21 protein-coding genes are annotated in these 12,559 nt (G+C 57.0%); 18 read left to right on the plus strand and 3 right to left on the minus strand.

The features are described from left to right. The first annotated feature begins 115 nt into the window (after positions 1 to 115). The 14 genes from AOA59_RS31330 to AOA59_RS31385 all read left to right on the plus strand — a co-directional run bounded on the left by AOA59_RS31330 (position 116) and on the right by AOA59_RS31385 (position 8,043). Positions 116 to 442 carry a DUF2388 domain-containing protein gene (locus AOA59_RS31330; RefSeq protein WP_078825152.1) on the plus strand — a complete coding sequence of 109 codons (327 nt, stop codon included), beginning with the start codon at positions 116 to 118 and terminating at the stop codon, positions 440 to 442. Between the two features lie 117 nt (positions 443 to 559). Further along, on the plus strand, positions 560 to 1,444 hold the full coding sequence (locus AOA59_RS31335; protein WP_254854466.1) for a zinc ribbon domain-containing protein: 885 nt from the start codon (positions 560 to 562) through the stop codon (positions 1,442 to 1,444). 68 nt (positions 1,445 to 1,512) lie between these two features. Continuing rightward, the gene (locus AOA59_RS32215; RefSeq protein WP_143522883.1) at positions 1,513 to 1,809 is read left to right on the plus strand and encodes a hypothetical protein; all 297 of its coding nucleotides are present in this window, start codon (positions 1,513 to 1,515) and stop codon (positions 1,807 to 1,809) included. 425 nt (positions 1,810 to 2,234) lie between these two features. After that, positions 2,235 to 2,822, plus strand: a complete 588-nt coding sequence (locus AOA59_RS31340; RefSeq protein WP_099490095.1) for a hypothetical protein — start codon at positions 2,235 to 2,237, stop codon at positions 2,820 to 2,822. 21 nt (positions 2,823 to 2,843) lie between these two features. Continuing rightward, on the plus strand, positions 2,844 to 3,272 hold the full coding sequence (locus tag AOA59_RS31345; protein WP_099490096.1) for a hypothetical protein: 429 nt from the start codon (positions 2,844 to 2,846) through the stop codon (positions 3,270 to 3,272). Next, positions 3,269 to 3,460 carry a hypothetical protein gene (locus AOA59_RS31350; protein ID WP_099490147.1) on the plus strand — a complete coding sequence of 64 codons (192 nt, stop codon included), beginning with the start codon at positions 3,269 to 3,271 and terminating at the stop codon, positions 3,458 to 3,460. The genes AOA59_RS31345 and AOA59_RS31350 overlap by 4 nt, the downstream gene beginning before the upstream one ends. Beyond that, positions 3,457 to 3,594 carry a hypothetical protein gene (locus AOA59_RS32755; protein WP_178076326.1) on the plus strand — a complete coding sequence of 46 codons (138 nt, stop codon included), beginning with the start codon at positions 3,457 to 3,459 and terminating at the stop codon, positions 3,592 to 3,594. Before AOA59_RS31350 ends, AOA59_RS32755 begins: the two co-directional genes overlap by 4 nt. Then, positions 3,591 to 3,857, plus strand: coding sequence for a hypothetical protein (locus AOA59_RS31355; protein WP_099490097.1), 267 nt, complete (start codon positions 3,591 to 3,593; stop codon positions 3,855 to 3,857). Before AOA59_RS32755 ends, AOA59_RS31355 begins: the two co-directional genes overlap by 4 nt. 159 nt (positions 3,858 to 4,016) lie before the next feature. Next, positions 4,017 to 5,213 (plus strand): hypothetical protein, encoded by a 1,197-nt coding sequence (locus AOA59_RS31360; RefSeq protein WP_099490098.1) that lies wholly within the window; start codon positions 4,017 to 4,019, stop codon positions 5,211 to 5,213. Positions 5,214 to 5,220: 7 nt separating this feature from the next. Then, positions 5,221 to 6,138, plus strand: a complete 918-nt coding sequence (locus tag AOA59_RS31365; RefSeq protein WP_099490099.1) for a hypothetical protein — start codon at positions 5,221 to 5,223, stop codon at positions 6,136 to 6,138. Beyond that, positions 6,135 to 6,779 carry a lambda exonuclease family protein gene (locus AOA59_RS31370; protein WP_057712091.1) on the plus strand — a complete coding sequence of 215 codons (645 nt, stop codon included), beginning with the start codon at positions 6,135 to 6,137 and terminating at the stop codon, positions 6,777 to 6,779. Before AOA59_RS31365 ends, AOA59_RS31370 begins: the two co-directional genes overlap by 4 nt. Next, positions 6,776 to 7,018, plus strand: a complete 243-nt coding sequence (locus AOA59_RS31375) for a hypothetical protein (RefSeq protein ID WP_099490100.1) — start codon at positions 6,776 to 6,778, stop codon at positions 7,016 to 7,018. The genes AOA59_RS31370 and AOA59_RS31375 overlap by 4 nt, the downstream gene beginning before the upstream one ends. Beyond that, on the plus strand, positions 7,015 to 7,485 hold the full coding sequence (locus tag AOA59_RS31380) for a hypothetical protein (RefSeq protein ID WP_099490101.1): 471 nt from the start codon (positions 7,015 to 7,017) through the stop codon (positions 7,483 to 7,485). The genes AOA59_RS31375 and AOA59_RS31380 overlap by 4 nt, the downstream gene beginning before the upstream one ends. A 69-nt stretch (positions 7,486 to 7,554) precedes the next feature. Next, complete coding sequence (locus AOA59_RS31385; RefSeq protein WP_099490102.1) at positions 7,555 to 8,043, plus strand: hypothetical protein; 489 nt, start codon at positions 7,555 to 7,557, stop codon at positions 8,041 to 8,043. A 37-nt stretch (positions 8,044 to 8,080) separates the two neighbouring features. Here the strand turns inward: AOA59_RS31385 and AOA59_RS31390 are convergent, their stop codons facing one another. Next, positions 8,081 to 8,341 (minus strand): hypothetical protein, encoded by a 261-nt coding sequence (locus AOA59_RS31390; RefSeq protein WP_099490103.1) that lies wholly within the window; start codon positions 8,339 to 8,341, stop codon positions 8,081 to 8,083. Positions 8,342 to 8,452: 111 nt separating this feature from the next. On the opposite strand from AOA59_RS31390, the gene AOA59_RS31395 reads away from it, so the two are divergent. Further along, positions 8,453 to 9,088, plus strand: coding sequence for a hypothetical protein (locus tag AOA59_RS31395; RefSeq protein ID WP_099490104.1), 636 nt, complete (start codon positions 8,453 to 8,455; stop codon positions 9,086 to 9,088). Between the two features lie 38 nt (positions 9,089 to 9,126). Here the strand turns inward: AOA59_RS31395 and AOA59_RS31400 are convergent, their stop codons facing one another. Further along, positions 9,127 to 9,327: a hypothetical protein gene (locus tag AOA59_RS31400; RefSeq protein WP_099490105.1), complete on the minus strand. Its 201-nt coding sequence runs from the start codon at positions 9,325 to 9,327 to the stop codon at positions 9,127 to 9,129. Between the two features lie 233 nt (positions 9,328 to 9,560). Beyond that, on the minus strand, positions 9,561 to 10,382 hold the full coding sequence (locus AOA59_RS31405; RefSeq protein ID WP_099490106.1) for a hypothetical protein: 822 nt from the start codon (positions 10,380 to 10,382) through the stop codon (positions 9,561 to 9,563). Positions 10,383 to 10,512: 130 nt separating this feature from the next. Here AOA59_RS31405 and AOA59_RS31410 point away from each other — a divergent pair, with 130 nt between their 5' ends. From AOA59_RS31410 to AOA59_RS31420, 3 genes are all read left to right on the plus strand, one after another. Continuing rightward, positions 10,513 to 10,653, plus strand: a complete 141-nt coding sequence (locus AOA59_RS31410; protein ID WP_256593156.1) for a hypothetical protein — start codon at positions 10,513 to 10,515, stop codon at positions 10,651 to 10,653. Beyond that, entirely contained in the window at positions 10,650 to 11,249 is a 600-nt protein-coding gene (locus AOA59_RS31415) for a hypothetical protein (RefSeq protein WP_099490107.1), read from the plus strand. The genes AOA59_RS31410 and AOA59_RS31415 overlap by 4 nt, the downstream gene beginning before the upstream one ends. A gap of 403 nt (positions 11,250 to 11,652) precedes the next feature. Further along, a complete protein-coding gene (locus tag AOA59_RS31420) occupies positions 11,653 to 12,294 on the plus strand; it encodes a hypothetical protein (RefSeq protein ID WP_099490108.1) in 642 nt (213 codons plus the stop codon). The last annotated feature ends 265 nt before the right edge of the window (positions 12,295 to 12,559 follow it).

Raw genomic sequence — 12,559 nt, forward strand, 5'->3', positions numbered from 1 at the left:
TCGCGTCCGCTTAAAAATAGGCGGACACCATCGCCCTTAATTCCGGATTTCTGAAGGTGTGTTCGCTGGCCGCTTACATTGTGGCGCCCTCTTGATGCAATGGAAGCAAAGAAGAATGGACTCATGGAAGACTCTAGCGATCGCACTGCTGGCATCGGTCAGCACGCAGGCCGTATCAGGTGATGGCGCCAACCCTATCGCTGCCGCGATATTTCTCACAATCTCCGCGCCAACCATTTTGGTTGGGGCGACCACATCCCTCACGACCGAGCCGCCAAAGGTTTTCAAATCGGCGAAGACCGACGCTCTGGCGTTCATTGGTTCGGATGGCGAGATCCGCGGCGCGCAGTTTGAGCAAGCCTCCAGATACTACCGCTCCAACGCCGCACCGCCGCTGATGTCAGACGCCCAACTCGCCCGGGCGATCGCAACTTCCCTCTGAAAACGAATTGCTGGCCTTCAACTGGGCCGGGCTTCTTGCGCCTACCCATCCCTGCCTTCCAATGGTGGCCGTACGCCACGGATGGTAAAGTGCGGGCTCAATTACGGGAGGGATCCAATGAAACGAGAATTCAGGAATCCGGCAAACGGTAACACTGAAAGTGTTGGCGGGATGTCGTGGCTCGCGGTTATTGTTTTCGGGGCTTTCTACCTTGCCTATAAAGAGCTGTGGGGTCACTTTTTTATCTGGCTGTTGTTGGTTGGAGGCTTCTCTTTTCTAACTGGCGGCCCTGGGCTGCTCATCGTTTCCCCCGTGGTCAGTCTCGGGTATGCGATCGGCATCAACGGCATTCTGACGAACTCATATCTTCGTAAGGGCTGGATCGAGGTGTCAGTGGGTTCAGCGGGCGTGCAGACTAGCGACCTGCGCGACTGCCCGCTCTGCGCCGAGACAATCAGAAAAGCTGCCGTGAAGTGCGAGCATTGCGGGGCAGAGATTGAACCAGCGCGCGCCCCAAAACTGAAAAACGGATGGGTTGCATCAACCGCCTGCCGTGACGAAGAAGAACAGAGCCGAACAATCGAAGCGATCGCCAGCACCGGGCTCCCGGTTGTTCCTATGATTGGCCTAGCTGTGGGTGCCGGCCCATTTGAAACAAAGGAAGAAGCCGAGCGAGCCCTGATCACGATGCGCGACGGCCCCAGGCTTTTCAGCGAGATCGTCTACAGGGATTCGGTGAGTGGCAAATATCCGCCCTTTACTGAGCAGGCCCTTAAGTCCGCTTTCCAAGGCTGGACGGTTCGCATAACAGCCCATCCGGGGGACTTAGGACGTATTGAAGGCGTGCTTGAAGACCTGGCAATACCCGTTCTGGCGGTAGATGGGAACACAATCATCACCGGCCCCTTTGAAAGCGAAAAATCCGCTAAAACTGTTTCGATTAAGCTTTATGACAATCATGAGATTCATTGCCACATTTATTGGGTGCCCCGCCATACCTAACCGAAAACAATGCCAGTCAAGCCCGCCAAGTGCGGGCTTTTTCATGCCTGCGATTCGGACCTACAACCATGGCCAAACTCATCGACAACTTTAAATCGAAAAATCTACAACCAAAAAGCTTGCAAGCTGTAACTTATGGTTGTAGATTTAACCCATCGCAGCGACACACAGCCACTGCGAAGGGCCTCCGCCCGCCGCTCTTTGGTTTCACCCCTTGCCGGATCACCACCGGCCCAGATTCAAAGGCAGCGATGAACCGGCCTAAACGGTTCAGAGGGTTGGCAACTGACCCGGGCGTGCAGCGTAAAGCGCCAAGAACAGTTATCCAGCGGGAGAACAAGCCGAAAGGCCCGCGGCTGGAGTGACATTTGATTCAAGCCGGTGATCGACGCCAGTAGCGGGTCACGGACAGCTCCACAAGATTTGAATTAGCGATCCCGATAGCCTCGGCTGGGAACGCCGGACCTCATGCACCCTGCCCACCTAACCGGGCAAACGAGCTGCAGCGTGCATGTTGTAGGGACCTGTGATCCAAGGCGAACAGATGCTGATTGAAGCCCTGGGGAGGAAGCTCACCGCCAACCTACGAAGACGACCGGCCAGCCCTGCAATCAGCAGCGGGCAACGGGCCACACCGCTGACGCAACAAACCCAGGCCGTCGCCAGTAGCGGGCCTGGGCACCCTTCCCCACCTCTATTACGTCAGCACTCCTCCCCCGCGCCCATCGGCAACCAGCGGGAGGCATGAGTGTTGACGAATACAGGTGAACCAACGAATGGAGTTCCCAAGATGCCAAAGATTTTGGATGTGATCAAAACCAAGCAGGGGCAGATGTTCCTGCTGCTGGATGAAATGCCACGCCGTGTATACGAGCGCACCGGCAACCTGCTTGTTTCGAGCCACGGTGGCTTCTTCGACTTCATGAAGATTGTGCCAGGCACCCGTGATGCGTTTGCGGGTCGCTCTTTCAGCATCAATCTTTCTGACGGCTCGACTCTCGAGTGCAAAGGCCAGGTCTGGGATTCCGGCGGCGACCCTGGTGTCCCCACGGTTCATGTCGGCATTGGCACCCGCGAGTCACTGGAGAGTTGCTACGTGTTCAGTGCAGCCACTGTCGCGAGGTCGCTGGTAGAGGCTTGGCTGTCCGAGAACAAGCCGAGCAGCCGTTATTACAAGTACGACAAGCGCGAGACCGTCGAGTACTGGGAGGACATTTACCGCACCGAGGGATGGGGGAATCGAATTTCTTCGGCTCGGGCCCGGAAGCTCCGCAAGCGCGGCGCGACCATCTGGCGCGTTGATGGCAGGCCAACCTGGAGCGCTCGCTTCGAGAAGCGCAAAGCTCAAATCCTCGCGGACATTGCCGCAGACGCCTAACCCCAAACACTGGAGGTCGCCATGAGCGCACAACGAAAAGCTCAATTTGAGTTTGATAACCGCATGCCGACCCCAGTGAGCGAAAGCCCTGCTGAGGCTGAGTGGATCGACATGAATGCCGAGCGCCTGATGCTCGGGTACCGCATTGAGTGGGGCTACAACAAGGCTGACCGCGGTGAGGTGACCCAGGCCGACTACTACCGAGCCCTTCAGGATCACGCCAATCAGCGGCAGATCGACGGCGAGGACAAGATCGACGCCTTCGGGCAGCTGCTGGCTGCGGCAGGCAATTTCGGCAGCGGCGGTCAGATGTTTGACCTGTCCGTCTACCTGCTTGGCTCCAAGACGTCTCGGAAGGAAATTGCTGTAGGCCTGCTCAAGCCACACGCAGCCAATGCTGTGGCGCTCCAGGAAGAGCAAGACGAGCTTGAGCGGAGGGTCGGATGGTGAGCCCTCACATTCTTATCGACGTGGCTCTCGATGGCCTCAACCATCCCGACAGCCCGCCAGATAACAGCATTCTGGTCCAGCAGATCATCACCAGGTTGATGACTGATGGACTCATCACCCTCGACGAATTCAGTCACTACTGCCAGCGCTTGCTGAAGATCGTCAGGCAGCGCAAGGAGGCCGCATGACCATCATCGCCGGATCATTTAAAGGAATCGCCGAGGCCCTGAGAAATCAGGGTTTCTTGTTTCTGGTGGACGTGAAATGGATCGAGCAGCCTTGCAAGTGTGCGGGCCGCTGGACGTGCAAGGTGGCGCAGTGAGAGATATCGAACGTACAGAGGCCCTAGGCTGGAAAGGCGAAAGCGAGGCGCGCCGGGCTGATAACCGCGAAAAAAGCGCTGTCATCTTGGCCGAACGCGGCATTCAGTTCGAAACCAAGAACATGGGCGCCCACCTGATCGTCAGCCATGACGGCAAGGTCGCTGACTTCTGGCCCGGCACCGGCAAGTACATCCCGCGCGGTGGCGGTCGACCTGGGCGTGGCGTGTTCAACCTGCTGAAACACTTCGGTGTAAAGCCATGACTGCCCACCAGCGGCACCGGCGCCGCGCCATCCGCACTCTGTCGGCCATCGTTGGCCTGACCTTCCTCACCATCGTTCTACTGGGCCCAGCCATCGGCGGCCTGATCACCTCCTAATCAAAACCTTCAATCGCTGCGAGCATCGCGGCAAGGAATCCCCATGTCCGCAGAACAACAACTGGCGATCCTGCCAGCCAAAGAAGTAGCCCTGGCAGTATTCAGCGCCCCTAACGGCCTGGACCCATACCTTCAGAGCGTCCGTGAAGAAATCGACAAGTTCAACGCCTCGGCACCTGACGTGAAAACCAAAAAGGGCCAAGACGCGTATCGCTCGATTGCTTACAGCCTGGCGGGATCAAAAACGAAACTCGACAGCCTGGGCAAAGAGCTTGTTGCAGAGCTGAAGGATGTACCGAAGAAGATCGACGCCGAGCGCAAGCGAGTTCGTGAGCTGCTGAGCGCTTGGCAAGAGGAAGTTCGCAAGCCGCTGACTGACTGGGAAGCCGCCGAGCAGGCTCGCAAGGATCGGCACGTCGATGCCGTACAGGCAATTGCGGATTTTGCCTTGGATCTGTCGGACGTCACCGCCGCGGTACTGCTTGAGTCTATCGCCTCGGTTGAGGCGGTGAAGATGGGCGAGCACTGGGAAGAGTTCGAGGCTGAAGCTGCCCGCACCAAGGATCAGGTTCTGGACAAGCTGCGCGCCACCCTCGCCGCCCGCCAGAAATATGAAACCGAACAGGCGGAACTGGTCAGGCTGCGCGCCGAAACAGAAGCGCAGGCCCAGCGCGAGCGCGACGCCCAGATCGCCCGTGAAGCAGAGGAGCGTGCCCGCCGCGAAGCCGAGCAGCGTGCACAGGCAGAGCGTGATGCCGCAGCCAAGCGTGAAGCCGAAGCAAAAGCCGCCGCTGATCGCCGGGAGCTGGAGTTGAAGCTGGCTGCTGAGCAATCGGAGCGCGCCGCCGCCCAGGCTGCGCGGGAAAAGATCGAGTCGGAGCAGCGCGCCGCGCAACAGAAGATCGAAGACGAGCAGCGACATAAGCAAGCGATGGCTCAGGCCGAAGCCGATCGAGTCGCTGCTGAGCAGCGCGCAGAACAAGAGCGCATTGACTCAGAGCGCCGCCAAGCTGAAGCAGCCGAGCGAGCGAGACTCGCAGAGATTGCCCGGGCAAATGCTGCTGCCGACGAGATCAACCGCCAAGCCGCCGCGCGGGAAGCGGACAAGGCGCACAAAGCAAAGATCAACCGCGCTGCGCTGGATGCATTTATCGCCGGCGGTATGCCCGTGGAATGCGCGAAACAGGCAGTCACCTTGATTGCTCAGCGCAAGATTCCAGCCATCGCTATCACTTACTGAGGTCGTCATGAACGAGATCATTCAAATGCCGGCACGCGAAAGCGCCGGCCTTACTGCCGCCGAGGCTCACCGCTTCTCGGCCGTAGAGATTCGCCAGCGCGTTAACCTGGTGCAGGAAGTGATGCAGGGCATCATGAAGCGGGAAACGCACTACGGCACCATCCCAGGCACCCAGAAACCAACCCTATACAAGCCGGGTGCTGAAGTGCTTTGTGTGACCTTCCGGGTTGCGCAGGAATACCGAATTGAAGATCTGTCCGGCCCAGGTGTAGCGCGCTACCGGGTCACTTGTGTTGGTCGCCATCAGATGACTGGCGTCGCCCTCGGCGAAGGCGTAGGGGAATGCTCGTCCAGCGAAGAGAAGTACAAGTGGCGCGGTGTCATCTGCAAAGCGGAATTGGACGCCACTCCGGAGAATCTGCGCCGGAAGAAATATTACAAAAACGGCAATACGGCCGACCAGATCCGCACCGAACCAGCAGACCTGGCCAACACCATCCTCAAGATGGCCTGCAAACGGGCCATGATCGCCATGACGCTCAACGTCACTGCGGCATCGGACATCTTCACGCAGGACATAGAAGATCTACCCGAGGAGCTGCGGCCACAGGAGCAGGCTCAGGCGCAAAGCCAGAAGGCCGCACAAGTCCACCATGATCCTGCCCTGTCCGCTCACTGGATTACCCAGGCCGAAACTGCAATCACGCCCGACGCACTGACAGAAGTTTGGAAGGCCGGGGTGGCTGTCATCAATGACGCCAAGGACACAACAGCCTACGACCTGTTCAAGGCTGCGGTGGTGGCGTGCGGAGTGAAGCTCAAGGCCACCGAAGAGGCCAAGCCGGAAAGCGAGGACGTCGCAGACCAGCAGCCCGAACCACCACCAGCCGACGAAGAAGTTGAATTTGAGGAGGTCCCAGAATGATCATCGTGAATTGCGCGCAGGGGTCGGAAGAGTGGCACCAGGAGCGAGCTGGAGTTATCACCGCCAGCATGTTTGGCGATGCTCGAGCCAAACTGAAGTCAGGCCCGAACAAGGGCGAGCCAACCGCCAAGGCTCAGGATTACGCCTTCCGGCTGGCTGTAGAGCGAATCAGCGGCAAGCCGTTGGATGGTGGCTTTGAAACCTGGCAAATGCGCCGGGGGCATGAGCTGGAGCCCCAGGCTCGCATGGAGCATGAAGCTCAAACTGGTTTGATTGTCACCCAGGTCGGACTGGTCAAAACCGACGACGGCGCATTTGGCGCCAGTGCAGATGGCTTCATCGGCGAAGATGGCGGCTCGGAGTACAAGTGCTTCCTTGCCCCTGAAAAACTTCGGTCGTTCCACATCGACAATGACGCCAGCGAGATCATGGACCAGGTACAGGGGTGCATGTGGATCACCGGTCGCAAGTGGTGGCACATCGGGATGTACTGCCCAGCCCTTGAATCGGTCGGACGACAGTTGTGGTGGCAGGAATTCAAGCGCGACGACAACTACATCGACAAGCTTGAAGAGGAGCTTTGGGAGTTCAAGCTGCTGGTGGACGGATATGAGGAGAAACTGCGGAGTAAGGCAGCATGATCAACAACCTCCGATCAGACATCGAGTTCCGGCGCGAGAAAGCGCTGGAGCTTTCCAGTCAGGTCCGGCGGCACCTGGCCGCCGGCGGCAAGCTCACCATCGGCGATAGCCCAGCGATCAATCCAGCGCCGGCGAAGCGTTCGGAATTCGTCGATCCGACAACCATCCTCAAGCGCCGCAAGCCGCCCATCACCCGGGCCGAGCGTGAAGCGCTGCGCAAACTCGCGGAGGCTTTATGAGCAAGCGCAAACCCCACAACCTCAAAGCCCGCATTGACCGGTCATGCCGGTCGCTGCTGGCCGCCAACCACGTAGCGGTGGTCAACATCGACCCCAGCGGCCGCCAGGGCATGATCAATTACAAGTCGCTGAAGAACATCGCGCCGGGGAAGATTGGACAGGCCGTTTGCGGTATCCCCCACCGCTGGACGATCTACCTGAGCGCGCTTTGCATCGACGCCCGCGGCGACCGGTACAGCAAGTCGGTGGAGGTGGCGCCCGATGGCGTTTACCTCTCCGACCACCTGGAAGACGTGATCGAGCATTGCTACAAGAAGCTGCGCGACGAGGCCAATCAAAGCCAGATGGTGGCATCCGGCTGGATCGCCATTCCGGAAGCGATGTCGCTCGATGAGGCGCACGCCGCGCGGATCTTCGAAGCCGTCGGCGCCTGGCTCCAGGTGAAGGTCGATTCATGCGCCGCATAGCCCGCATCCAGCAACGCAAACGTCAAACCTGGCTCGCACTGCCGGCCAGCGGAATAGAAGAGGTAGGCCATGGCTGTGACCCAGGAAGAACGAACGGCCAGGCTTGCCGAGAAGCGGCAGGAGCTGGGCGAGCAGGAATTGCGGCACACGGTGCCATACGGCGCCCGGCAGATGCTCGACGAGTTGATGCGCTGGCATGAGGTCGAGGAAGTCAGCGAGGCGGTGCAACTGCTGGTGATGAATGGACGGGCCGAGGATCTGCCGCCGCCGCCGCCGCCGAGAGTCAAAGGGCCGTCCGACATCATCCGCCACTACTTCCGCCAAGGGATGCGCGACCGGCTGGCAGCGCTCACCGCCGACCTGGGCGAGACGAAAGACCGCTCAACCATCTGGCGACTGATCACACATGCTCACTCGCTGGGCGCCGCAAAGTCAGCCCGCCTCTTCAAAATTCCGCGCCACGATTTAACTGTATCCGAAAACGTGGCGCGCAAATTACGGCAGGCGGGCTTTGCCGAATCGCTACAGATGAACGCCGAAGACGACGGCGACGAATAACCCACCCTACTCGCTGCATCCGTTAACCGCGTCTGATTTATAACGCCAATATCCGATTAACCGTTTCACGCCCACGTGCAAAGGCTGAGTTTTCGGCCAAATATTGATCCGCATACTGACCTTGAAGAGCTGTTCTTGCTCCTTCGATTTCTGATCCATCTTGGAACACCGTGACAGTGGCAAGGTAGTGTGCCATCTGACAGCTGGAGTCCTGAGGATTGGTCTTTACTGGACCAAAAACCCTGGTGCGAATCTCGTAATCGAGGTAGCTCTCGTCGTTGCAATATTCCGATGCCATACAGCCTCCGCTTCCTTGCAGTAATTTAGACACGAAAGCCCGTAATAACCCAACTACAAACAAATAGCCACCTCCGGAAACCGGAGGGCGGCGCCTGACTGGAGATAATCCATGAGCAAGCCAAAAGCCGATCCGGCATCGCGTAAGGTGCTGGCCTACTCCGTAGAGACCAACGACCCCGAAGAATCCAACATCCAGTTCGCTACTTCGAACGCGGCGGCTCGACGCCAGGGTGCGGACGAGATCGGCACAGACTTCGGCGCAGTGTCCTGCCGGCGAGCTCATTGGGCTGACCAGTATGCAGGCCAAAGCTTTATCCCGGCGAAAGCCTACATTGACGCGGGCTGGTGGTTCGGCTGTCACCATTGCGGCGCCAGGTGCGACAGTGATGCCAGCTATTGGGATGAGGACACCGAAACCGATATTGCACTGAACCTGGTGTTCGATGGACGTGTGGTCTACTGCTCCGCGGACTGCAAGTCCGGGCATGAAACCGAGGTCGCGGCACGCAATGCAAGATTCGAAGGGTTCAAGGTTCGGGTCGCGGCAGAGCGCCCGGGAGTCACTTTCACCGAGTTCACCGGTGGTTATCCATGGTGCGGCAACAAAGCGCTTTTCACTTTTCCCGGCGCCCAATACGGCGGATCAGTGACCGACTCGGAAGAAAGCACTGAGCTGAAATGGTATGTGGCCCAAGGCGATAAAGCAGCCTGGGACCGCTTCATTGCTGAGCATGAAGCAGTCTGATCCAGCGTCATAAATTGCAGTGGCCCAGAAAGCCTAAGCTAGCGATCTTCCGTCCAGACGGTCTCAAAAGGAGAAAATGTCTCCTGGGTTCTGCGCCATTGGCAGGAACATGTCTCGCAGGTGTAGAACGAAATATCCTTGCCGATCATGCTTCGCTCTCCCGTTTTATAAAAGCCGTTGGCATTGGACCCGTCGTCAATCTTGTGCATTACCTCTTCACAGCACTCTTTGATAAACATCGCGCTCCTCCTTGACCCGGCTCTATGCCGGTCACCCGTAATACCCCATATCACAGACTTCCACTACCCCAATCGGTGACGGGATGCCTGATATCTTTTCGGCGCAGCGAACGACGGCCCAAATACAAAACAGCCAACCACTCAGAGACCGGGTTGTTGACCTAAATGTGGAGCAACACCGTCACAAGGCAGGCGAAGCGTCGGATTTATTAAAGGAGGCTATTGCCGTAGCCTTACACGACAACAATCTCATATTCTCTGGCAATATCTTGAATAACCTTTCCTCCTTTTGGAGTAAGGCGATACTGATCATCAACCAGGTCTTTTGCTTGAAGTCCATTTAAACTCCCTAAAGATATCTCACCACGACTCACAAGCCCATTGAATAACAGTGCCACCTCATCAAATGAGGCCTTATCAATATGGGTGCATGCCATCCTAATAATTGCATCTTTAAATATTTCAATCCTACCCGGAGTCATGTCGTATACCAATGTTAAACGATTAGCAAAAGCCACTTCATCAATATTGAATTTTGGCTTCATATATCGATGTTCAATACCAAACTCATCGCCATTGATTTGCGCATAAACGACGGCTTGAAAAGCCAGGTTAATCCAGCCAGTTCCGAGTAACAAACGCCCGCCTTGGCTAACAGACGCTGTAGGTGTACCGCCCAAATTAGAGTCTGAATCAACGAAATCAACATTATCTAAGAGGCGACCCTCATGTATAAGTGAGCAGCGAAAATGCGTATATATTATTTTTTCGATTTGTTGTTGCTCACCCTCGAACTCGATACATATTCCTGATGAACCATAATCGCTCTGAGCGAGCGGATTTAGTAGCAGTTTGTGTAACCTTCCACCCAAGAAGTAATTAAAAGCCTCTGCATCTCTCATGGTGCCTTTTTCAAAGTTAGACTTGGTCACGCCTTTAGGAAATGCCTTTCTTGAAGATGCAGAAATCGCAACGAGCAAATTGGCAAAGGCTCCGACATAACGCCCCCCGTCCAATAGAACCTTTGCATCCTCAACTCGGTTTTTAACGCTCATCGTAACCTCACGCTTCTTATGTGGGAAAATCTATGCGAACAGGTCAAATAACACGATGCACAAAAACATGAATTTATATTAGCAGGTCTTTGTCCGGCCTGCCGGGACTCAACTTCTCCGGTTTACACGCATGACAACCAATTTGTGCGGCGGCGGCCACACTGCCAGCTGGGTGCATTCAAATGGTGCCCGCCTGGAAGTCCTGATCGCCGAACGCCTCGGCATGACGGTTGTGAATGCCCATGATCTGGTAACGAGGGAGGCTGTATGAGCCACAACCAAACGATTGACGCCGTGCCGCGTGACTATGTGCTGCGGATTACCCCTGAAGCGCATTCAGTGATGCTCGGCATGGTTGAGCACTGCCTGAATGTCCGCGCTTGCATGGGCATGGATGAAGGCTTCAAAGACTTCGAAACCGAGGAGGAACACGGCTTTGTGAAAGAACTGCGCGCCCTGCTGGATGCGTCTGCTGTACTTGGCGAGATTGACCTGACCCCGAAACGTCTTGCACACGCAGAGAGCGTTATAGAGCAGCAGAACAACTTGATCGCCAGCTTGCGAGCCGAGCTTGTCGAATCGTATCGCGTTGTCGCCCAAGGCGACCGAAATCAGGAGGATCGCCAAACCCTAATAGAGTACGGTCGAAGCAGCGGCCTCGACGAAGCTTCTACTCTTTGCAGTCGGATGGCATACGCCGCCTACTACCCGCCAGGCACGCGATTCAAGGCGTTTACACCGAAGGCCCAGAAAGCCCTGGGCGATCTGCTGATCAAGGCCGCCAACGAGATCGCATCGATGCCCGGCGGGCCTTACGAGCGTTTCAGGGCACGCCAGACCAAGAAGGTCGAGTCAGCCAAAACCTGACAGGAGTACATCTGTACTCCTGAAATATAAGGAGGGCTGTTTACTCGGGAGTCGCGTACAGATGGCTCACACAAGTACCGCAAACTTTCCTTCCAAGTTTGGCAGCCTTGGTTCTAGCCACGTCTTCGCTACGGCAGCTTTCGTTGATGTTGTCCGTATCCTTGTGCGCAACCTTTCTACAGATTGATTCGGTTTGGTTTTGGCATTGCAAAGGATCTGTTGTAAGCAGTTTCCCCTCAAAAATGTGGTGCTCTTCAGAATCCTTCCGTTTCCGTATTGAGTAAGTGATCATTCCGTAATCTCGATTGATGATGGCGGTGCGCCATCCTCAATACTGCCTATATCCGCAAGCTATTAACACCCCCCCTTCAAAGTCAGCCGCTATAGCGGCAAGGAACCCGGCATGCCTGAAGAAAGCCAAGTCACCAAGCCTCTACAGGTGGAGCGATCGACAGTAACGAAGCTGGTGATCACCGGTGCACCACGCCTCGATCCGATAACCGTGTTCCTTGAGGACTTCGGGCGGCGCGACTGCCCTACCGAATCCGATCCGAACTACCAGACGGCCCAGGGCAAGATCACCATCAACTGCTGGGACAACAGCTGGAATGCGTACTGGGGCGGCATGGGCCCACGTACCGTCGCCGAGTTCGTCACGAACTGCGGTTGGGACTATGTCCTGAATTGCTTGGATCGCGGCATCAGCCCCACGGTCTTCAGCGGAAACGCGCTGCATACCCTGGCCAAGAAGTGCATCGTCCAGCGCCGCCGGCAACAGACAGGGCGACACGACTGGGAGCTGGGCGAGCTGAGCAAGGACGAGGCCCGCGAGCTTTGGCATGACATCGACTCATTGCGCGGTATCGAGAGCTCGAATGAGTGCTGGCATCAGAGCAAGCTGCTGACTGAGCTGTTCGGGGATGAATGGCACTACCCGCTTGACGGCAAGGCGGTAGAAGAAAACCACAAATTCACCTACCTGCGCCGGGTTGTCGAAGCCGTGCAGCAGGCACTGCGCCAGGAGCAGCAGGCGGTGACGCCATGATCGCCACCCTCTGGTTCGCCTACGTCTTCATCTACAAAGGGCCGAGGCCATGATCACTCTGGCGCAAATTCGCGCCGAGCTGGCTGACCGAAAGGCCGCAGACCATCACACCAGTTGTCGCGATTGCGGCCGCTTCGTCCCGAAAGAGCGCTGGGTGCCAAAGCAATCGCCTCATGCCATACGCGGACAGCGCCCGCTGTGTGCACCCTGCTTCGACGAATACGAAGGCCCGCTCTACTAACCCCAATCCCCCTACATGCCTGCC

Source organism: Pseudomonas sp. 2822-15 (assembly GCF_002742515.1).
GTDB lineage: Bacteria > Pseudomonadota > Gammaproteobacteria > Pseudomonadales > Pseudomonadaceae > Aquipseudomonas > Aquipseudomonas salomonii.